Source organism: Cycloclasticus zancles 78-ME, assembly GCF_000442595.1.
Taxonomy (GTDB): Bacteria; Pseudomonadota; Gammaproteobacteria; order Methylococcales; family Cycloclasticaceae; genus Cycloclasticus; species Cycloclasticus pugetii.
Map to the genome: position 1 here is coordinate 2398669 of NC_021917.1, position 22211 is coordinate 2420879.

19 protein-coding genes are annotated in these 22211 nt (G+C 43.3%); 10 read left to right on the plus strand and 9 right to left on the minus strand.

Annotated features, from left to right (window positions below):
* Window positions 1-19: 19 nt before the first annotated feature.
* The 3 genes from CYCME_RS11530 to sucC form a co-directional block, all read right to left on the minus strand.
* Entirely contained in the window at window positions 20-1642 is a 1623-nt protein-coding gene (locus CYCME_RS11530) for an NAD+ synthase (protein ID WP_020933131.1), read from the minus strand.
* Window positions 1643-1730: 88 nt separating this feature from the next.
* Window positions 1731-2603 (minus strand): succinate--CoA ligase subunit alpha, encoded by an 873-nt coding sequence (sucD, locus tag CYCME_RS11535; protein WP_020933132.1) that lies wholly within the window; start codon window positions 2601-2603, stop codon window positions 1731-1733.
* Window positions 2604-2617: 14 nt separating this feature from the next.
* Window positions 2618-3778, minus strand: a complete 1161-nt coding sequence (gene sucC / locus CYCME_RS11540; RefSeq protein ID WP_020933133.1) for an ADP-forming succinate--CoA ligase subunit beta — start codon at window positions 3776-3778, stop codon at window positions 2618-2620.
* Window positions 3779-3873: 95 nt separating this feature from the next.
* Between sucC and CYCME_RS11545 the strand changes: the two genes are divergently transcribed.
* From CYCME_RS11545 to CYCME_RS11560, 4 genes are all read left to right on the plus strand, one after another.
* Complete coding sequence (locus CYCME_RS11545; RefSeq protein WP_020933134.1) at window positions 3874-5505, plus strand: sensor histidine kinase; 1632 nt, start codon at window positions 3874-3876, stop codon at window positions 5503-5505.
* A gap of 6 nt (window positions 5506-5511) precedes the next feature.
* Window positions 5512-6882, plus strand: coding sequence for a sigma-54-dependent transcriptional regulator (locus tag CYCME_RS11550; RefSeq protein ID WP_020933135.1), 1371 nt, complete (start codon window positions 5512-5514; stop codon window positions 6880-6882).
* A 209-nt stretch (window positions 6883-7091) separates the two neighbouring features.
* Entirely contained in the window at window positions 7092-7541 is a 450-nt protein-coding gene (locus CYCME_RS13275; protein ID WP_041933069.1) for a pilin, read from the plus strand.
* Window positions 7542-7611: 70 nt separating this feature from the next.
* Entirely contained in the window at window positions 7612-9543 is a 1932-nt protein-coding gene (locus CYCME_RS11560) for a tetratricopeptide repeat protein (RefSeq protein ID WP_020933137.1), read from the plus strand.
* A 177-nt stretch (window positions 9544-9720) separates the two neighbouring features.
* Here the strand turns inward: CYCME_RS11560 and nadA are convergent, their stop codons facing one another.
* From nadA to CYCME_RS11575, 3 genes are all read right to left on the minus strand, one after another.
* Complete coding sequence (gene nadA, locus CYCME_RS11565; RefSeq protein ID WP_020933138.1) at window positions 9721-10809, minus strand: quinolinate synthase NadA; 1089 nt, start codon at window positions 10807-10809, stop codon at window positions 9721-9723.
* A gap of 9 nt (window positions 10810-10818) precedes the next feature.
* The gene (gene aspS / locus CYCME_RS11570; RefSeq protein WP_020933139.1) at window positions 10819-12606 is read right to left on the minus strand and encodes an aspartate--tRNA ligase; all 1788 of its coding nucleotides are present in this window, start codon (window positions 12604-12606) and stop codon (window positions 10819-10821) included.
* An 82-nt stretch (window positions 12607-12688) separates the two neighbouring features.
* Window positions 12689-12925 carry an FmdB family zinc ribbon protein gene (locus CYCME_RS11575; protein ID WP_015005101.1) on the minus strand — a complete coding sequence of 79 codons (237 nt, stop codon included), beginning with the start codon at window positions 12923-12925 and terminating at the stop codon, window positions 12689-12691.
* A gap of 151 nt (window positions 12926-13076) precedes the next feature.
* Here CYCME_RS11575 and pyrC point away from each other — a divergent pair, with 151 nt between their 5' ends.
* Window positions 13077-14108, plus strand: a complete 1032-nt coding sequence (gene pyrC / locus CYCME_RS11580; RefSeq protein ID WP_020933140.1) for a dihydroorotase — start codon at window positions 13077-13079, stop codon at window positions 14106-14108.
* A 67-nt stretch (window positions 14109-14175) separates the two neighbouring features.
* Here pyrC and CYCME_RS11585 read toward each other — a convergent pair whose 3' ends face one another.
* Window positions 14176-14910 carry a VacJ family lipoprotein gene (locus CYCME_RS11585; protein WP_020933141.1) on the minus strand — a complete coding sequence of 245 codons (735 nt, stop codon included), beginning with the start codon at window positions 14908-14910 and terminating at the stop codon, window positions 14176-14178.
* A 101-nt stretch (window positions 14911-15011) separates the two neighbouring features.
* Between CYCME_RS11585 and rnt the strand changes: the two genes are divergently transcribed.
* On the plus strand, window positions 15012-15635 hold the full coding sequence (rnt, locus tag CYCME_RS11590) for a ribonuclease T (RefSeq protein ID WP_015005098.1): 624 nt from the start codon (window positions 15012-15014) through the stop codon (window positions 15633-15635).
* On the opposite strand, the gene grxD is transcribed toward rnt, so the two are convergent.
* Complete coding sequence (gene grxD / locus CYCME_RS11595) at window positions 15622-15939, minus strand: Grx4 family monothiol glutaredoxin (RefSeq protein ID WP_015005097.1); 318 nt, start codon at window positions 15937-15939, stop codon at window positions 15622-15624. The two genes, rnt and grxD, sit on opposite strands and share 14 nt — an antisense overlap.
* Window positions 15940-15995: 56 nt before the next feature.
* Window positions 15996-17525 (minus strand): hydantoinase B/oxoprolinase family protein, encoded by a 1530-nt coding sequence (locus tag CYCME_RS11600; protein ID WP_020933142.1) that lies wholly within the window; start codon window positions 17523-17525, stop codon window positions 15996-15998.
* 115 nt (window positions 17526-17640) lie between these two features.
* On the opposite strand from CYCME_RS11600, the gene CYCME_RS11605 reads away from it, so the two are divergent.
* The 4 genes from CYCME_RS11605 to ilvD are packed head-to-tail and all read left to right on the plus strand — an operon-like array spanning window position 17641 to window position 22157.
* Window positions 17641-18807, plus strand: a complete 1167-nt coding sequence (locus tag CYCME_RS11605; protein ID WP_015005095.1) for an aspartate aminotransferase family protein — start codon at window positions 17641-17643, stop codon at window positions 18805-18807.
* Window positions 18808-18833: 26 nt separating this feature from the next.
* A complete protein-coding gene (argF, locus tag CYCME_RS11610) occupies window positions 18834-19739 on the plus strand; it encodes an ornithine carbamoyltransferase (RefSeq protein ID WP_015005094.1) in 906 nt (301 codons plus the stop codon).
* Between the two features lie 32 nt (window positions 19740-19771).
* Window positions 19772-20437 (plus strand): TIGR04211 family SH3 domain-containing protein, encoded by a 666-nt coding sequence (locus CYCME_RS11615; RefSeq protein WP_223253196.1) that lies wholly within the window; start codon window positions 19772-19774, stop codon window positions 20435-20437.
* Window positions 20438-20462: 25 nt separating this feature from the next.
* Entirely contained in the window at window positions 20463-22157 is a 1695-nt protein-coding gene (gene ilvD / locus CYCME_RS11620; protein WP_015005092.1) for a dihydroxy-acid dehydratase, read from the plus strand.
* Window positions 22158-22211: the final 54 nt, after the last annotated feature.

Below are 22211 nucleotides of genomic sequence, written 5' to 3' on the forward strand. Positions count from 1 at the left end.
CTACTGAACCGAAGGTGCGTTAATCGTCAGAAAAAAGCACCTTATTAAAGCCCGAGGTCATTGGGAATCGGCGCTCGCGACCAAATGCACGTGAGGTGATTTTAACACCCGGCGGCGCTTGGCGCCGCTTATATTCATTTTGCTCTACCAGCCGAAGTACTCTATCAACAATTGCTGGTTCATAACCTGCATCCAATATCTCTCGCCTCGACTGGTCACGTTCAACATAACGTTCAAGAATATCATCCAACACGGGGTAAGGTGGCAGGCTATCTTCATCTTTTTGATCCGGCGCCAACTCAGCTGAGGGTGGCCGCTCAATCACTCTGTCAGGAATTACTGGCGATTGTTCATTTCGATATTTAGCCAAGGCATATACCATCATTTTGGGCACATCCTTTATCGGCGCAAAACCACCGGCCATATCACCGTAAAGCGTTGCATAACCAACACTCATCTCGCTTTTATTGCCTGTTGTAAGCAGAATTTTTCGCTTCTTGTTTGAAATCGCCATCAACACGACACCACGGCTACGTGCCTGAATATTTTCTTCAGTCACGTCAGAATTTAGGCCTTCAAACGCCGGTTCTAACATTGCTGAAAAAGCGTTGACCGCAGGTTCAATAGAAATAGTTTGGTGCTTAACGCCCAAAGCTTCTGCTTGTTTAATCGCATCTTCATTGCTCATATCGGCCGTATATTTTGATGGCATGAGGACCACTTCGACACTATCACCACCTAATGCATCAGCCGCAACAGCCAATACTAAAGCAGAATCTATACCGCCAGACAGACCCAATACCGCTCCTTTAAAGCCATTTTTTGTTACGTAATCACGCACACCCAAAACCAGCGCTTGATAAATGGATTCCAGTTCAGGCAATTGCGCATCTTGCTTCGCCTCCAAAGTTGAGTTGCGTAATGAGTCCAAATCAATATAGTTTATTGACTCAACAAAAGCTGCTGAGCGCTGCACAACCTTGCCTGCTGCATTCATTACAAAAGACGAACCGTCAAACACCAACTCATCCTGCCCACCCACTTGGTTCAGATAAATAATAGGCAAACCGGTTTCCTTCACTCGTGAACATACTGTACGTTCACGTTTTTCAGCTTTATTAATCTCAAAAGGCGACGCATTCAAATTAAGAATAAGCGTTGCATCAGACTGGCGTAACTGATCACAGACGCTTGATGACCAGATGTCCTCGCACACACTAAGCCCAATTACCTCTGAGCCTAACTTAAATGTACATGCTTGTGCCCCTGCCTGAAAATAACGTTTTTCGTCAAACACACCATAATTCGGCAATTGCTGCTTTCGGTAATTGGCCACTAACTCACCGGCTTGCAAAACAGCAACACTGTTAAATAATACGCCTTCGCCTTTTTCTGGGTAGCCAATAACAATGGTTAATAAAGGACACTCCGACGATATCCGTTCAAGCTGTTTTTCAACACCGTTAAGAAAGTCATTTCGAAGCAGCAAGTCTTCTGGTGGATAACCGGTTATCGCTAACTCAGGAAAAACGATTGCAAGGGCCTGCTCGCTCACCGCTTGCTGGCAAAATTCAAGGATACGATTGGCATTGCCCACTAAATCGCCAACAATAGGGTTAAATTGTACTAAGGCTAATTTCATAACAGCTTATTCCTAGTTTCTTACTAGCATAAAAAAGGGCTGTATAGTTTACAGCCCTTTTTGCACTACTTTAAATTTTAACGCTCAGTTAGCCTAAAATTTCCTTCATTTTTGCGCCCATCTCAGTGGGTGATTTCACAATGTGAACACCCGCTTCTTCTAAAGCCGCAAACTTCGCTTCAGCGGTACCTTGACCACCAGAAACAATCGCACCAGCATGGCCCATGCGTTTACCCGGAGGCGCTGTAACACCAGCAATATAACCAACAACTGGTTTCGTTACATTGTTTTTGATGTATTCTGCAGCTTCTTCTTCCGCCGTTCCGCCAATTTCACCCACCATGATAATACCCTTGGTATTCTCATCGGCTTCGAAACGTGAAATAACGTCAATAAAGTTCATCCCATGAATCGGGTCACCACCAATACCTACACAAGTACTTTGACCTAAGCCAGCAGAGGTTGTTTGATGAACGGCTTCATAAGTAAGCGTACCTGAACGTGACACCACACCGATACTACCGGCTTGATGAATAAAGCCAGGCATAATGCCAATCTTACACTCACCTGGAGTAATAACACCTGGGCAGTTAGGGCCAATTAGCACTACGTTTTCATATTGCTCAAGCGATGCCTTCACTTTCAACATATCCAATACAGGAATACCTTCCGTGATACACACGATCACTTCAATACCTGCAGCTGCAGCTTCTAAAATAGCATCCGCAGCGAACGGAGGTGGCACGTAAATCATGGTTGCAGTTGCACCGGTTTCCTTAACCGCATCAGCAACGGTGTTAAAAACAGGTAAATTTAAATGTTTTTCGCCACCACGACCTGGCGTAACCCCACCGACAACTTTTGTTCCATAAGCAATTGCTTGCTCGGAGTGGAATGTCCCCTGTTTACCTGTAAAACCTTGGCAAATTACTTTTGTGTCTTTATTAATTAAAATACTCATCGTATACCTCTAAATTAAGATGCTGCTTTAACAGCGGCTTTAGCAGCCAAGGTTAAATCGTCTGCTGCAATAATATCAAGGCCGGAATCTTTCAAAATTTGACGGCCTTGATCGGCATTAGTGCCTTCTAAACGAACCACTACCGGTACGCTAACACCTACCTCTTTAACCGCTTCAATAATACCTTCAGCAATTAAGTTACAACGAACGATGCCGCCAAAAATATTCACTAACACTACTTTTACTTTGTCATCAGACAAAATAAGTTTAAACGCTTCAGCCACACGTTCAGCTGTTGCGCCACCACCTACATCTAAGAAGTTAGCGGGGAAACCACCTTCCAATTTAACTAAGTCCATAGTCGCCATCGCTAAACCTGCACCATTCACCATGCAACCAATGCTGCCGTTCAACGTAATATAGTTCAACTCATGTTGTTGTGCTGCATGCTCTTTTTCATCTTCTTGCGACGGATCACGCATGGCAACCATATCGGCGTTACGATAAGCGGCGTTATCATCTAAATTAACTTTTGCATCTAGTGCGACTAAGTCACCATCACCATTAACAATCAGTGGATTGATTTCAACTTGGCTCGCATCTTTTGCCCAAAAAACGGCTAAAATGCCAGACATGACTTTAAACAGCTGCCCAACTTGTTTGCCTTTAAGCCCCATTTTAAAAGCTATATCGCGCGCTTGATACGGCTGTAAGCCAGCAACAGGATCAACGGCTGCTAATAAAATTTTCTCTGGTGTTTCTTCCGCCACTTCTTCAATATCCATACCGCCTGCTTCAGACGCCATAAACATAATTCGTTTAGTGCCACGATCAACCACAGCGCTAATATAAAGCTCGCGATCGATAGGCTTAACTTCCTCGACAATAAGCATTTCGATAGGCAAACCTTCTTCATCGGTTTGCGGCGTCACCAAGCGAGAGCCCAATAGTTTTTTGCTAAACGCTTCTACTTCGTCTATCCCTTTACACAATTTAACGCCACCCGCTTTACCACGACCACCTGCGTGAACTTGGGCTTTTACTACCCAACACTCACCGCCTAACTCTTTTGCAACATTGACAGCTTCTTTAACTGAACGTGCTGGCTTACCAACTGGTACGGGTACACCAAACTCAGCAAACACCTGTTTTGCTTGGTATTCATGTAAATTCATTCAAATTCCTCTATGATTAATTTTTGTTAGTCACTTAACCAGTCCATTCTAATAGATTTCACAATTTAATTCAGCCAGACACTTAAATTTACGCCATGCATTCTGCACCGAAACAAAGCGAATTCGTCAAAACATGTCCATTTGGGAGCGGTTTTTACCTGCCTGCTGAACAAGCCTGGCGAACGCTTAAAGTGTTCCATGCCTACCAATTAGTATTGTCTAGTGCATTTTTTACTTTATTTGCCAGTCACACTGGGCCTTCGATTTTTGGCCAAAGCAACCCGGGGCTCTTTCAAGCAGTTAGCCTGACTTATTTTGCACTCACCCTATTTAGCACTGTCTTTATTCGCAAACCGTATATTGCATACACGCGACAGGTACAGTTTAAAATTATTGCCGATATTATCTTCTTAACCTTTCTGATGCATGCTAGTGGCGGCATTACCAGTGGCTTAGGGGTTCTGCTCGCCGTCAGCGTTGCCGCTGGCGGTTTATTGGCTGGCGGGCAATGCACCTTAGTTTTTGCTGCGATGGCCACTTTCGCTGTGCTTGGCGAGCAATTGTATGCTGACCTCACCGGTATTTTTGCAAAAACCGCTTATACCTATGGCGGCGTGCTAAGCGCCTCTTTTTTCACTATTTCAATCCTTGCGTTAGTACTTGCAAAGCGCGTTGAAAAATCAGAGCAAATAGCCCAGTTACAAAGCCGAGAAATTGATGAACTTATTCATTTAAATGATTACATTATTAAACACCTTCAATCTGGCATCATCGTTGTTGACCACCACAATAAAGTACGCCTTGCTAATGATGCTGCCAAGACTCTCATTGAGCACCCCATTACTATTGGCGCAGCCTTGTCAGACATATCGCCTGAGTGTTGGCAATTATTTACTCGCTGGTTAAGAGACCCTAACCAAAGCAGTGCCGATATTGCCGCAAGCGCCCACTCACCTCGAACTAAGCTGCGCTTCAGCCAATTACACAACCTTGCTGACAACGCCTACATCATTTTTTTGGATGATCTTTCAACCATTGAGCTACAGGTGCAACAAGAAAAACTCGCTTCGCTGGGTCGACTCACCGCGAGCATTGCACATGAAATTCGCAACCCTCTCGGCGCGATAAGTCACGCAGGTGAGCTATTATCCGAATCACCCTCCATTGAAAAAGAAGACCAACGCCTACTCGACATTATTCATAACCATACAGGTCGTGTTAATAGTATTGTAAAAAGCATTCTTCAGCTTTCAAAGCAAGAAGATAGCCATATAGAAAACATCCACCTATCAAATTGGTTTACGGAGTTTGATGAGCAATTCAAGGAGCAGTTTGGCTTAACCGAATCTCCTTTAGTGATTAAAATTAGCCATCAGATAAACCACATTCAATTTGATAAAAATCACTTAAAACAGATTATCGATAACCTCTGTAGCAATGCATTAAAGTATGGGCAGCGCAACCTCTCCCAACCCTTTATTGAAATCCGTTGCGGCACACATAAAACTACACAGCGTCACTTTATTAACATCACTGACAAGGGCGCTGGTATCGAAGAGAGCGTCGCTTTACAAATTTTTGAGCCTTTCTTTACCACCTCAAAGTCTGGCACTGGATTAGGTCTGTATATTTCTAATCAACTCGCCGAACTAAATCATGCTAAATTAATCTACTCAGTAAACGCCAGCGGCGGCAGTACATTCACCTTATTAATCAATAAAACTTAATTCACTATGACTCAAGCGCTTGCCCTTATTGTTGACGACGAACCTGACATTCTCGAGTTACTTGATATCACCCTGTCTCGCATGAATATTTCGAGCAAACCCGCGCAAGACTTAGCCGAAGCAAAAAGATTACTAAAAACACACCACTTTGACATTTGCTTAACCGATCTTCAGCTGCCTGACGGAAATGGCCTTGAGCTTGTTAAGCATATTCAAAAAAACACTCCCAATCTACCCATTGCCGTTATTACCGCTTTTGGTAGTATGGACACTGCAGTCAAAGCACTAAAGCTTGGCGCTTTTGATTTCGTTTCCAAGCCTGTCGACCTGAAAAGCTTAAAAAGCCTCGTTAGCTCCGCTATTAAAATTAACGACACCACAGAACCCGTTGATAGGCGTAGTCGTGACCAACTATTAGGCGACTCCGTTATGATGGCAAACGTACGCGCAAAAATTGCCAAACTGGCTCGCAGCCAAGCACCGATCTACATCAGCGGCGAGTCTGGAACCGGTAAAGAGTTGGTCGCCAAGCTAATTCATGAAAAAGGCCCACGATCGCATCAACCTTTTGTGCCAATAAACTGTGGCGCTATTCCGCAGGAACTCATGGAGAGTGAGTTTTTTGGTCACAAAAAAGGCAGTTTCACCGGTGCCATTGCCGACAAACCCGGTCTTTTTCAAACGGCCAGTGGCGGCACCTTATTTTTAGATGAAGTTGCCGATTTACCACTGCATATGCAAGTCAAATTATTACGTGCAATTCAAGAAAAAAGCATTCGCCCCATTGGCAGCGATACAGAACAACCCATTGACGTAAGAATATTAAGCGCCACCCATAAAAACCTTCCTGAGTTAGTTGAGCAAGGCAATTTTCGGCAAGACTTATATTATAGAATTAATGTTATCGAACTACCGCTACCTCCTCTACGCGAGCGTGCAGAAGATATTACACAGCTGGCCAAGCACATTTTACAAAAACTAAACGCCGAGAATAATAGCCCAACCAAGCTCACCGACACTGCGTTAAAAGCACTCGCTCAATACACTTTCCCCGGTAATGTGCGCGAATTAGAAAATATACTGGAACGCGCCTTCACTCTTTGTGAAAACGGTATTATTCATCAAACAGACTTACAACTGCCCAATAATACTAAAGACGCCGCCGCGCAGACTAGCGGTATTAAAAACCCAACACAAAAAACAAGCCTCCCAACTCAAGAAGCACCGCTAGAAGACTATCTTGACAGCTTAGAGAAAGAAGCCATTACCAATGCCTTAGAAAAAACACGCTGGAATAAAACAGCCGCCGCCAAAGAACTTGGCATCAGCTTTCGTGCGTTGCGTTATCGCTTAAAAAAATTAGGCCTGAACGATTGACATAAAGTGACCCATAGCGTCACTTTATGACCTTTCTTTGCCTGAGCATACTAACGAAACAAAATGAAATTTTATTTTATCTATAAAAAACAATGCATTAAAAAAATATTGCATTAAGAGGCTACTCGGCACACTTAATGCTTTAAATACCGTGCAAGAAAACTAACAATATTTTAATAAGGAAATAAACAATGAAAAACTTACAAACAATGAAACATAGTGCTCAAAAGGGTTTTACCCTAATTGAACTGATGATCGTAGTGGCGATTATTGGCATTTTGGCGGCAATTGCGATTCCTGCTTATTCGGACTATACAATCAAATCAAGAGTTAGTGAAGGTGCCGCAATGTCAGGCGCAGCAAAAACAGCCGTTGATATTTACTTTAGTGAGAAAGGCACACTAAATGGTGCAACTGGCCCATCTACACTTAGTATTTCGCAGCCTGATGAGTATAGCGCTAAATATGTATCAACAGTCACAGTGGGTCCAAATGGCGTGATCACAGTACTGTTTAGAAATGATACCAGCAGCAGCCTAGGGCTTGGTACTGCAGCAGGCCAAGCTTTTACAATGACCCCAACCTCAAATGGCTCTGCCTTGCAGTGGACAATTGACCCAGTAAGCGGGTTCCCTCCAAAGTACCTACCTAAATCATAAAGATAGTTACTAAATTTAAGGCGGCCTTCTGGCCGCCTTTTTTTATTCCTATTAACTATAAATAATTAGCATGACCTCTCCACCTTCATCAAAAACTCTCCTAGTTTTTTTCTTTTTTACAATAGCTGCAATAACAGTTCTTGTTTACCAACAAGGTTTGTTTGGAGCTTTCATATTTGATGACCATGGGAATATACAAGAAAACACGCAAATAAGAGTCACCGAGCTCAATACATCTAACCTTGTTGAAGCGGCCATGTCGGGCAGAGCAGGGCCCTTAAAACGACCGATAGCAATGCTAAGCTTTGCGCTTAACTATTATTTTGCTGAAGGCTATCATTACTTTTCGTTCAAAATAACCAACGTTATTATTCAAGTTTTTTGCGCCTGGCTACTCTTTATTTTTTACCTACAAATCATTCAACTAGCCAGCATTCAAAAAAGCACCACCATTAAAAAGCAAACACTGCCTTTTATTGCTTTTTCAATCGCTTTGTTGTGGGCCGTCCACCCCATTAACCTAACCAGCGTGCTGTATATCGTGCAAAGAATGACGTCGTTGAGCACTTTATTCACCTTAGCGACACTTATTTTTTATCTTAAAGCACGGTGCAACAGTCAACCTGGCGCGTTTAAAAACATCATTTTTTTTTCAGCAAGCTTTATCAGTTTTCTACTCGCTATTTTCAGCAAAGAGAATGCTCTGTTAATCCCGCTTTATTGCTTACTAATTGAATGGGTATTTTTTTACCAAAAATCACCTTGGACATTGGTTAACAGTTTATCCCAACGAAACAAACGGGCCATTGGCTTAAGCCTAAGCCTAATAATCATTGCGTTAGGGCTTTATGTTTTAAATTATGCCAACAATGGCTATGACAATAGAGCCTTTACTTTAACTGAACGAGTACTCACAGAAGCCAGAGTCCTGTGCTTTTATATCTCGCTCATTGTTTTACCTCGCATTAATGCTCTTGGGCTTTTTCATGATGATATTGTTCTTTCTAACTCGATTATTGACCCTTGGGCAACCCTCGTCGCGCTTATTTTTATCGCTAGCCTCATCATTGTTGCCATTCAGGCAAGAGAGAAAAAACCCTTATTTGCCTTTGGTATATTACTTTTTTTTACCGCCCATTTAATGGAATCGACCATTTTTGGCCTTGAAATCGCTCATGAACACCGCAACCATTTTGCCTCAATCGGGATTATTATTGCGTTAACAGGGCTACTTATTCATAGCCAGCCGTTTAATAAAAAAAGATATGCTCTAGTCTGTGGAGGTTTTTTTATTATATTTGCGCTAACAACAACGCTTCGTAGTTATGAGTGGAAGGATAATTTTCACCTAGCCCAATACGAAGCTTCCCACCACCCTATATCACCTGCCACACAAGCTCTACTAAGTAACACCGCCTATAAAACCCAACATTATAAAGTGGCAGAAGACGCCATTAATACCGCTCGAAAACTAGCCCCTACTGAAAGCTCTTATGCCATCAACAGCATGGTATTGGCAGCTTTATTAAAAAAAACGTTAAGTGATGAGCTAAACAATGAAATTAAAAGTAAGCTAAAGGACAATCCTTTTTCCGCCTCAACACAAATTGCTTTAGCACATATTAGCACCCACTTAACTAATGAGGCTTTCAAACCATTGCAACCTTATTTCATTGAGTGGCTAACGGTTATCTTAAAAAAACTAGGTCCGACTCAACAAGCATCCACTTATCACTACTTTTTAGCCAAAGCCTATTTGACAACAGGCAACACATTGGGCGCCATCAACGCACACCAACAAGCATTTAATTTAAATAAGGCGTTTATAAATCCATTATTTGAAATGGGAAATATTTTCTTAGCGCTTAAGCAACCGGTAGCGGCAAGCATTGTATTAAATCAGATTGAGCAGGCGAATAAAAACCCAAGGCTAAAACGCGATTACAGCCTGCATATACAAGAGCTGAAAGAAGCCATTCAAAAAATTGAAAAGAGTCAGTAATACCTTTAGCGCTTCAGCCCACTCAAATAAACCCCATGCGCTTTATTCGATAGTTTTCTTATAAACTTCATTAACAGAAAACAGGCATAATGGAGTTTTAATGCTGTAACGCTTTGTAAACTCAGCGCTAACCTTCTTTCAACTTATTAACTTGCCAGTCTGGGCTAACAAACGGCTCTAAAAAAGTGACAGCATATTCTCTAATGCTTTTTTAGCCATCTGCTTATCGTCATCATTTACCTGTATTTGATTAACGACTGTGCCTTCAACCAAGTTCTCCAACACCCAAGCTAAGTGCTGCGGATCGGTTCTAAACATGGTTGAACACATCGCAACCGTCGGCGACATAAAATGAACCTGCTTACCCTGACCTTTTACTTCTTCTTTTAAGCGATTGACCAAATTAAGCTCTGTTGCAACGAGCCAGCGCGTATTCGGTTTTGCTTCTCTTACCGTTTTTAAAATCATTTCGGTTGAGCCTACATAATCGGCTTGCTCACAAACTTCAAAGTTAGCTTCTGGGTGGGCGATAATAATCGTTTCTGGGTGTTTCTTTTTAAAGTCATCAATTTGTTTTGATTGAAACATCTGATGCACCGAACAAAAACCTTTCCACAGAATCATTTTTGCATTTTGAATTTGCTCTTTAGTTAAGCCGCCCATCGGTTGGTTAAAATCCCAAACAACCATTTCTTCAAGTGGGATTCCCATACGATAACCGGTATTTCGACCCAGGTGTTCATCAGGGAAAAACAGGATCTTCTCACGTTTTTCAAAACACCAATCCAGTACTTGTTTCGCATTCGATGAGGTACACACAATACCATCATGGCGGCCACAAAATGCCTTTAAATCAGCTGCTGAATTAATATAGGTAACGGGCGTTACTTGCTCATCCGCATTTATAATGCTGTTAAGTTCATTCCAGCTACGCTCCACATTAACTCTGTTAGCCATATCGGCCATTGAGCAACCGGCTGCTAAATCCGGCAAAATGGTTATTTGTTCAGGACGTGACAAAATATCTGACACTTCTGCCATAAAGTGAACACCACAAAAGACAATATATTCGGCTTCAGAATTAGCTGCATAGCTAGAAAGCTTTAACGAATCGCCACTGACATCTGCATGTTTAAATACTTCATTACGCTGATAATGGTGACCTAAAATAACACAACGCTCAGCCAGTTTTTCTTTTGCCGCTTGAATACGCTGATCGCATTCTTCATCGCTTAATAGTGAATAATCTTGTATCGCAAATGCCATAATCGTTCCTTATTCTGCCTCAAGCACGGGTGGTTTCCTTAACCGTATGCCGAGTTCTTTTAACTGCGCATCACTAACCATTGCAGGTGCTGACGTTAATGGGCAGGCAGCTGTTTGTGTTTTCGGGAATGCCATCACATCACGGATGGTTGAAGCCCCTGACATCAACATAACCAGGCGATCCAAGCCAAACGCCATTCCACCATGTGGAGGACAGCCGTATTTCAACGCATCTAATAAGAAGCCAAATTTTTCTTGTGATTCTTCTGCATCCATTCCTAGCAAGTCAAATACCACTTGCTGCATATCAGTTTTATGAATACGGATGGAACCACCACCTACTTCAGTACCGTTAAGCACTAAATCGTACGCTCTAGATAAGGCCTTACCTGTATTCGCTTTAAGCTCATCAGCATCACAAGAAGGTGCAGTAAATGGGTGATGAATAGCATTCCAACGACTTGATTTTTCATCCCAGTCGAACATTGGGAAATCAACCACCCAAACAGGTTTCCAATCACCTTCCAATAGACCTTGATCTTGACCAATTTTGTCACGTAAAGCGCCCAATGCTTCATTAACAACCTTAGTTTTATCGGCTCCAAAGAAAACAATGTCCCCTGTTTGTGCGCCAGTTCTGTCCATGATATTTTCAACTACATCATCAGGTAGGAATTTTAAAATAGGCGATTGCAGCCCTTCAATACCAGCCGCACGGTCATTAACTTTGATATACGCCAAACCCTTTGCGCCATAAATGCTAACAAATTTAGTGTAACCATCGATATCCTTACGGCTCAGGCTACTCGCTCCTGGCACACGAAGCGCCGCCACACGGCCATCATCACTATTTGCCGGGCCAGAAAATACTTTAAATTCAACCGCTGCCATTAAATCACCCACATCTGTTAACACTAAGGGGTTACGCAAGTCAGGACGGTCAGTGCCATACACATCCATAGCTTTTTCGTACGTCATCTGCGGAAATTGCTCTGGCAATTTCACATTGATAACCTCGTTAAATAAACGCCTAACCATGCCTTCCATTAAGCCCATTATCTCGCCTTCATCCATAAAAGAAGTTTCGATATCTAGCTGGGTAAATTCTGGCTGTCGATCCGCTCTAAGGTCTTCATCACGAAAGCAACGTACAACTTGATAGTAGCGATCCATACCAGCAATCATAAGCAGCTGTTTAAACAACTGTGGCGATTGAGGCAGGGCAAAAAAACTATTCTCATGCGTACGGCTCGGCACCAAGTAATCACGCGCGCCTTCCGGCGTTGCCTTTGTTAAGAAAGGCGTTTCAATTTCGTAGAAACCCTCATCTTCTAAAAAGCGACGTAAATTAAGCGTTACATCGCGTCGCAAGCGAATTTTTTCTAGCATTTCTGGGCGACGCAAATCTATATAACGGTAACGTAAACGCGTTTCTTCGTTCACTTCAATATCGCCATCAACTTGAATTGGCGTGGTTTCTGAACGATTAAGAATTTCTAGCTCTAACCCTAATAACTCAACCTTACCGGTTTTCATTTTAGGGTTAATAGTACCTTCTGGTCGCGGGCGAACACGGCCTTTTAGTTTTAATACATACTCACCACGCACGCTTTCGGCAATGGCAAAAGAATCAGCGCGATCTGGATCAAACACCACTTGTACAATACCTTCACGGTCGCGTAAATCGATAAAAATGACGCCACCATGGTCGCGCCGTCTATGTACCCAACCACAAATCTCAACTTCCTGCCCTAAGTGGTTTTCGTTAATGTCACCACAATAATGACTACGCATCATCTTTATTTCCTTACCGTTATGTTTTTTTGAGTAGCCTGACAGTTATCACGCTAGATATACCTTTTTCAGAAAAGGCCTGTAATTATTTAGTCTCGCTCGACTTTTTTGATGAGCCTTCTGCTAAATTCTTCTTTTTTCCACTTTTAAAGTCTGTTTCATACCAGCCGTCGCCTTTTAAACGAAAGCCTGAGGCTGACATAAGCTTGCTCAATGCATCTTCCCCACATTCAGGGCACTTTGTTAATGGCGCATCACTTATTTTACGCAATGCTTCACAACGATGCTTACATGCATCGCATTGGTATTCATATATAGGCATATTTCTTTCACTCCAAATACTGATCGGTTGTTCTTGTTATACGCTTGCACTAAACACAACTGGGTATTTTCAATGATTTACGAGGTCTATAGCAAGCAATGTATGTAAAATAAACGCACTTTTATAGCTTCATCATGCGATTGATACAAATATGACGACTCAACTGACCATTACTAAACCAGACGATTGGCATTTACATTTACGCGACGGCCCCGCCCTCAACACAACGGTTGCTTTTAGTGCCCGGCAGTTTCAACGTGCCATTGTGATGCCTAATTTGGCACAACCTATTGTTAATGCTGAACGAGCCAGTGCTTATCGACAACGAATTTTAGACGCTTTACCAGAAAAAAGCAGCTTTCAACCATTGATGACGATCTACCTCACCAACGACACCTCGATCGAAGACATCAAACAGGCCAGCCAAAGTGACTATATTTTTGCAGCAAAACTATACCCCGCAGGCGCCACCACTAACTCATCTAACGGTGTCGCAGATGTATCCGCACTCTTTCCTGTGTTAGAAGAAATGCAAAAACATGATCTCCCGTTATTGGTCCATGCAGAGGTCACCGATACAGATATTGATATTTTTGACCGGGAAAAAGCCTTTATCGATAAATACCTTACCTCTATCAGAAAGACATTTCCTGAGCTACGCATTGTTTTAGAACATGCCACAACGCAGCAGTCCGTTGATTTTGTACTTGAAAACAACTACACCGCCGCCACGTTGACACCACAACACCTCCTTTTCAACCGTAACGACTTATTAGCGGGCGGCATCCGTCCACACAATTACTGCCTACCCATCTTAAAACGTGAAACACATAGGCAAGCATTGATTAAAGCGGCCACCAGTGGCAACCCGAAATTCTTTTTAGGCACCGACAGCGCCCCCCACGCAACAACGGCTAAAGAAAACCAGTGCGGCTGCGCAGGTTGCTTTACTGCTTATGCCGCTATTGAGCTTTATGCAGAGGCCTTTGAGAAAGAAGGCGCTCTAAATAAGCTGGAGGGGTTCAGTAGTTTTTATGGGCCCGATTTTTATCGCTTACCAAGAAACAAACAGACGTTGACACTCAGCAAAGAAAGCTGGCAAGCACCGCCTAGCTATTCTTTTGGCACACAAACGTTAACGCCTTTTCGTCAAGAAACCCCTTTACAGTGGAAAATAAAATAACCTTTAGGCTGTAGCTAAAGCAATAAAAAAAAGCCCCGTTTAAACGGGGCTTTTTTGTGTACTCTAATTATTCGTCATCGAAAATATCTTCATCATCCAACGGAGGATTTCCATCGTAAATTAAATAATTACGACGCTGGAAGTGCGCACTCCTTTCAAACTCATATGGGTCTAACGCAGCTTGGTCTGCAATTTTCTTTGCTCTAATCAAATCAGCGCGGGTATCTACACCTTTGAGCACCATCGTCGCCCACCTTGCATCAGAATCATCAATTTGCTGAATAGGGTCAACAAACGTATCTGCATAAATACCTAGCGTGTCACGCAACGTACTTGACCCTAAAATAGGCAGCACAACATATGGCCCTGTACCTACGCCGTAAGCCCCTAATGTTTGCCCAAAATCTTCATTGTTTTTTGGCATCCCCATGTCAGTAGCCATATCAACAAAACCAAGCACACCCACCGTTGTGTTAACTAGCACACGACCACCATCCGACAAGGCTTGATTAAACTTAAGCTGTAGAATGTCATTAACAAATACCACCACGTCATCTAAATTACTAAAGAAGTTCGTAATGCTTTGGTCGACAATATCAGGTGTTACATACTGGTAACCTTTTGCAACAGGCTCAAGAACATATTCATCTGCTTTTTGATTAAACTTGTACACCCCCCTATTCACAAACTCTAAAGGGTCATTTTCTTCTTGTGAGGTTAGCGATGCACAGCCGGACAATAAAGCCGCCATGGCAACAAACATACACACAATTCCTTTTCTAAAACACACCGATAATCTCATGAGAACTCTTTCTTAGTAATTTTTAATGCAACTTTATAAAGCCGCCAAAGGCTGCTTGACTTATTATAGCGAAATATTCCTAAATTGTTAGTCTAGAGAAAATGCTAAATTCTGATGTAAACACGATGGCCAATCGTTTTCGTAGTTATCTACCAGTCATCGTTGACCTTGAAACCGCCGGATTTAATGCCACAACAGATGCTTTGCTTGAAATGGCAGTTGTCATTCCCGCTATGGACGAATCGGGGCAGCTTATTATTGAATCATCTCATCGTGAGCACATCATCCCCTTTGAAGGCGCTAACCTTGACCCTGCTGCATTAAAGTTCAACGGTATTGACCCGTATCACCCTTTCCGCCTAGCAATTGATGAAAAAGAAGCTCTTAGGAAGTTATTTGCCCCCGTAAGGGCAGCTGTAAAAGCACAACAATGCACCCGTGCTATTTTGGTTGGGCACAACCCTGCTTTTGATATTGGTTTTATGAATGCCGCGGTAGAACGCACACAAATCAAACGAAATCCTTTTCACCCTTTTAGCACATTTGATACGGCTACTTTAGGTGGGCTCGCATACGGCCAAACGGTATTAGCTAAGGCCGCCAAAGCCGCTGGCATGGACTGGGATAGTGAGCAAGCCCACTCGGCGCTATATGACGCCGAGCAAACCGCTATTTTATTTTGTAAGATCGTTAATCAATGGGATGCCTTTGCTAAGCAGCCTTAATTTTATCCAGCATAGTTTTCAGCTCTCCGCTTTCAAACATTTCAATCATAATATCAGCACCTCCGACTAATTCGCCGTTCACATAAAGCTGAGGGAATGTTGGCCAGCTTGAATATTCTTTCAGGCCTTCGCGTATTTCGTCATCATCAAAAATATTAACGTAAGCAAATTCGACTTCACATGCTTGTAAAATTTGCACCGCCTTACTCGAAAAGCCACACTGTGGGAAATACGGCGTGCCTTTCATATACAATAAAACGGCGTGATTTTTTAGTTGATCTTCTATTCGTTCATTTACAGACATATCGACACCTTTTAAAAACAATTTCTTGAATTATACCCTGAATATTTAGAATAAGTCTAAACTCCATAGCCTCCACCGCCCGGTGTTTTAATTGCCAAGCAGTCACCCACACTAACATCCACGCTAACTTTTGCGGCTAAACGCGTTTCATTTAGCCAGTTTTCACCACACTTTCCTGCCTGCCCACCTAATACCCCCCATGGTTTATGCCTCCTTCGTTCTGTTAACAAAGTAATATGCGCCGGTTTCAAGAACTCTATTTCTCTAATCAACCCATCGCCGCCTTTAGTTTTTCCTTCTCCACCCGACCCACTGCGGACCTGATAACGCTTAACCCTAAGAGGGTAATGCATCTCTAAAGACTCAATAGGCGTGTTTAGGGTATTGGTCATGTGTGTTTGCACCGCCGACAAACCATCAAACAGGGCGCCCCCGCCCATTCCACCACCAATCGTTTCATAGTAATTCCAACTAACACCCTCAGTTTTAGCGCCCATTGCCACATTATTCATGCTGCCGTGGCTAGCGGCCGGAAGCTCTTCTGGAACAGCCTGCGCTAACGCGCCGATCACCACATCCACCAATCGCGTGCTGGTTTCCACATTCCCAGCTGCCACGGCAGCAGGCTTTATCGCATTAATGAGCGAACCGTGTTCCGCTATTATTTTAATTCGACGATAAACACCAAAGCACGCCGGAGTATTAACTGGCATTAAGCATCTGAAGACGTAGTAAACAGCCGCCGCCACTACTGATAAAGGGCAATTGATATTACCTGCCACCTGGCTGGTCGTACCCGCAAAATTAGCAATAACCTCGCTATTATTGATTGTTAAACTGAGTTTGATCTTGATATCTTTAGCACCTAGACCATCATCATCCATGACATCCTCAAAATGATAAACTCCGACTGGAATACGCTGTAATAATTGCAACATCAAACGATCACCATACTCATTAAGGTGTGTTAATGCCCGCTCATATTTCTCAGCACCCATGTCCTCCACAACAGACAATAATCTTTGCGCCCCTCGCTGGTTTGCACTGATTTGCGCATTAAAGTCTCCAGTGGATTCAATCGTATGACGTAATGCCTGCTTTATTTGTTCAAACTCCGCAGATACTTGGTTACCTCGCATGATCTTTGTCGGTGAAATAACCAACCCCTCTTCATCTAAATGCGTTGCCAATGGCATAGAACCTGGCGACTCGGCACCTATATCGGCATGATGTGCACGATTAGCAACAAAACCAACTCGCCTCCCATTCATATATACAGGGCATACCAGCGTCACGTCAGGCAAATGCGTTCCACCTAAGTAAGGGTCATTAAGTGCCAGCATATCGCCAGGTTGCCAATCTACCTGCTCAACAATATCTTGCATTGCGTACGCCATACTGCCTAAATGAACGGGAATATGGGCAGCTTGCGCACACAATTGACCTTGCGCATCAAAAATAGCGCATGAAAAATCCAAACGATCTTTTATGTTTGGCGAAAAGGCTGCCCTCTGTAAAACGGCCCCCATTTCATCGCAAATAGACTCAATTCGACTTGAAAAGATACTTAACTCAATGGCATCCATAGTTGATTAGTTGCTGATTTTCATATAGAGAATTATAATGATAGATCAACAAAATAGGCAGCCAGATTTGGCTGCCTTTGTTTTTGTACCATAATACAACTTGATAAGGTTCGTTATGCACCACCATATTATGCCAACTTACGCTTCAATGCCGGTTCGCTTTCTCAAAGGCGAAGGAGCTTGGCTGTGGGACGAAAACGGCAATAAATACCTTGATGCTCTATCAGGCATTGCTGTTTGTGGTTTAGGTCATGCTCACCCAGAGGTCGCTAGTGCCATCAGTGATCAAGCCCATACGCTAATGCACACCTCGAACCTTTATTATATTGATAAACAAGAAAAACTGGCTGACAAGCTTTGCGAGCTCACTGGCATGAATGATGTTTTTTTTGCTAATTCAGGTGCAGAAGCTAATGAAGCCGCTATTAAAATAGCCCGTCGCTTTGCTCACAGCAAAAATATCCAAAACCCTATTATCGTTACTATGGATAAAAGCTTTCACGGCCGTACATTAGCGACCCTAACAGCAACTGGTAATTTGGCAATAAAAGAGGGCTTCTCGCCGCTTCCAGAGGGCTTTTATCATGCCCCATACAACGACATCAACGCTCTCGACACGCTTTCAAAACAGTTGCCCAATATCGTCGCTGTGCTTGTTGAACCCATCCAAGGTGAAAGTGGGGTTAACATTCCTAGCGCAGACTACCTTAATAAATTAAGTGACTTGTGCGAAAAGAATGACTGGCTACTTATGCTGGATGAAGTGCAAACTGGTGTTGGCCGCACCGGCAGCTTCTTAGCCAGCCAACAAAATGGCATCCAAGCCGACGTTGTTACAATGGCCAAGGCCTTAGGAAATGGCGTACCTATTGGTGCGTGCCTGACGTCTAAAAAAGCCACCGGCTTGCTCACTGCTGGCAGCCATGGCTCAACATTTGGTGGCAACCCACTCGCCTGCGCTGCTGCTTTAAAAGTTATTGAAATTGTAGAACGTGATCAACTCGCCAGCCGCGCCACCCAGCTAGGCACTCAAATGGCTGAAGCATTTAAGTTAAACCTAAAACACTGCGAGCACGTTGTAGAGATTAGGCAAAAAGGGCTAATGATTGGCATTGAGCTATCAACCCCCTGTTTGGACTTGGTCAATAAAGCGCTTGAAAAGAAGTTACTCATTAATGTAGCCGCCGGCAATACGGTGCGATTACTGCCGCCGCTCACTATTAGCGATGATGAAGCCGCACAAATAACCACATTGGTTAGCGACTTGATTATTGCCCACTAACCCATTCTTTCTGTAAAGTATCTATTATGGTGAAACCACGTCATTTTATTACCCTGAACGATTTAAGCGCCGACGAGTTACGCTCAATCATCCAGCGCGCTATCGAATTAAAAAAAATGCGTGTTGATGGCATTATTCATGAGCCCTTAAAGAATAAAGTTCTCGCGATGATTTTTGAAAAATCATCAACCCGCACTCGCATCTCATTTGAAACCGGCATGACGCAGTTCGGTGGTAGCGCATTATTTTTGTCCCCTCGCGACACGCAACTAGGACGAGGCGAACCCATTGCAGATTCTGCGCGTGTAATTTCCCGCATGGTAGACGGTATCATGTTACGTACCAACAACCACGAAACCGTGACTACATTTGCAAGCAACTCCAAAGTGCCTGTGATCAATGGCTTAACCGATCGTTTCCACCCTTGTCAGTTATTGGCCGATTTACAAACCTGGTTTGAATTACGTGGCGATATCAAAGGGAAACGTGTGTGCTGGGTTGGTGATGGAAACAATATGTGCCAATCATATATGAATGCGGCAAAATTACTCGACTTCCAACTCACTATTGCCTGCCCGGTCGGTTACGAACCAGAGCAAGCCTTACTTTCCGCCACGGCTAGTCATGTAGAACTTTTTCAAGATGCTAAACTAGCCGCCCGTGACGCTGACCTTGTTGTCACCGATGTTTGGGCCAGCATGGGGCAAGAAGAAGAGCAAAAAGTACGCGAGCAAGCCTTCAAAGAGTATCAAGTTAATTCAGCACTGATGTCTGTTGCCAAGCCTGATGCTTTATTTATGCATTGTTTACCTGCTCACCGTGGCGAAGAGGTTAGCCCAGAAGTGCTTGACGGAAAACAAAGTGTTGTTTGGGACGAAGCTGAAAATCGCTTGCATGCTCAAAAAGCACTACTAGAATTTTTAATGGAATAATGAATCCAATCCTTACTTATAAAGGTCGTTTTGTGAAAAAAATACTATTGATCCTCACTCTTTTAACAAGTACTGCCATCATGGCGCAACCCGCTTATGTCTCAGATGAGCTCGAAATCATGGTTCGCTCTGGCAAAAGCTCTAAGCACCGTATTATCGCCACACTAAAAAGCGGCAAAATGGTCAACGTGATCGAGACTGACCGACCATCCGGTTATTCAAAAATCAAACTAGGTAACTCGCGCGAAGGCTGGGTTTTATCACGGTTATTAAACAAAACCCCTTCAGCCAAATCTCGTTTAGCCAAGGCTGAAGCCGAGCTGGCAGCGCTTAAAACCAAGTTCAGCGATACCAGCCAACAATTGACTCAGCTGAGCTCAGAAAAAGGCAGCCTAGATACCGAAACATCTGAGTTAAAAGAAATCAACACTGCATTATCACGTGAATTAGCACAATTAAAGGAAACCTCCAGTAATGCCGTGCAAATTCTTGAAGAACGTAACCAGCTTCAACAACGCGTCGTAACGATTGAACGCGAACTAGAAAGCCTGAAAAGAGAAAATGATATGCTGATAAATAGTGACGCGTTAGATTGGTTCCTAGTCGGCTCCGGCGTCTTACTACTTGGTATTATCCTTGGTTTTATACTTCCAAAAGTTAGTTGGCGTAAAAAATCATCTTGGCAATCTTCATTCTAATTAACCCAACTTATACGAGCACAATATGTCAGACAAAAAGAACGATAGCAGAAAATTTTCCTCCCAAGTAGTGGATGGTATGGAACGCGCACCGAGTCGTGCAATGCTTCATGCGGTTGGCTTTAATGATGAAGATTTCAAAAAACCACAAGTCGGCGTCGCCTCCACATGGGCAATGGTGACCCCGTGTAATATGCACATTAATGGCCTAGCCGATGACGCAGCCAAAGGCGTTAATGCAGCCGGTGGTAAAGGGGTTATTTTTAACACCATCACCATTTCTGATGGTATTTCAATGGGCACCGAAGGCATGAAGTACTCGCTGACGTCTCGTGAAGTGATCGCCGATTCGATTGAAACTGTAGTTGGCTGTCAAGGTTTTGATGGTGTTGTTGCTATTGGTGGTTGTGATAAAAACATGCCCGGTTGCATGATTGCATTAGCGCGTCTAAATCGCCCAGCTATTTTTGTTTACGGCGGTACTATTTTATCGGGCTGCCATAAACAACGTAAATTAGATGTCATCTCAGTTTTTGAGGCCGTAGGCGCTCGTGCAAATAACCTGATTGATGACGACGAATTGCACGCCATCGAATCAAAAGCGATTCCTGGTGCTGGCTCATGCGGAGGCATGTACACCGCAAACACCATGGCCTCTGCTATTGAAGCGATGGGCATGAGCTTGCCGAACAGTTCTGCTCAAGCAGCTATTTCAACGGACAAGAAAAAAGATTGTGAAGATGCCGGTAAAGCTGTTTTAAAATTACTAGAGCTCGACATCAAGCCTCGCGATATCATGACCCGTAAAGCCTTTGAAAACGCTATTACCGTTGTGATTGCCCTAGGCGGATCAACCAATGCTGTTCTTCACCTATTAGCAATGGCACATAGCGCCAACGTTGACCTTAAATTAAACGACTTTACCGAAATCGGTAAACGCGTGCCAATGGTCGCCGACTTAAAACCCAGTGGAAAATATTCCATGGGTGAACTAATTGAAATTGGTGGCATTCAACCATTAATGAAAATACTCTTAGATGCTGGTTTATTGCATGGTGATTGTTTAACCGTTACCGGTAAAACGCTAGCTGAAAACTTAGCTGATGTTGCGCCTTACCCAGATGATCAAGATGTTATTCATTCGCTAGACAATGCCATCAAGAAAGACAGTCACCTCGTTGTCCTTCACGGTAACCTTGCCTCCGAAGGCGCTGTCGCTAAAATTACCGGCAAAGAAGGTCTTGGTTTTACAGGAACCGCTCGCGTCTTCGACTCTGAAGAAGATTCGATGGCCAGCATCCTTAGTGGATCCATCAAGGAAGGTGATGTTTTGGTTATTCGCTACGAAGGGCCTAAAGGCGGCCCTGGCATGAGAGAAATGTTAGCGCCAACATCAGCCATTATGGGCAGAGGACTGGGCGATAAAGTTGCCTTTATCACTGATGGCCGTTTTTCTGGTGGAACACATGGTTTTGTTGTGGGCCATATCACTCCCGAGGCGTTTCAAGGTGGGGCTATCGCTATTGTTGAAGATGGCGACACGATTACGATTGATAGCGTAAAAAATGAGTTACGTCTGCACCTAGACGATGAAGTCATTCAACAACGTCTTGCAAATTGGAAACAACCTAAACCGCGTTACACACGTGGCGTTCTTTCCAAATATGCAAAATTGGTCAGTTCAGCTTCAGAAGGCGCTGTGACTGATAAAACCAGCTAATTAGGATGATCCCACTCCTTTTTGGCTTGTACTCATAAGCCTTGATCACACCAC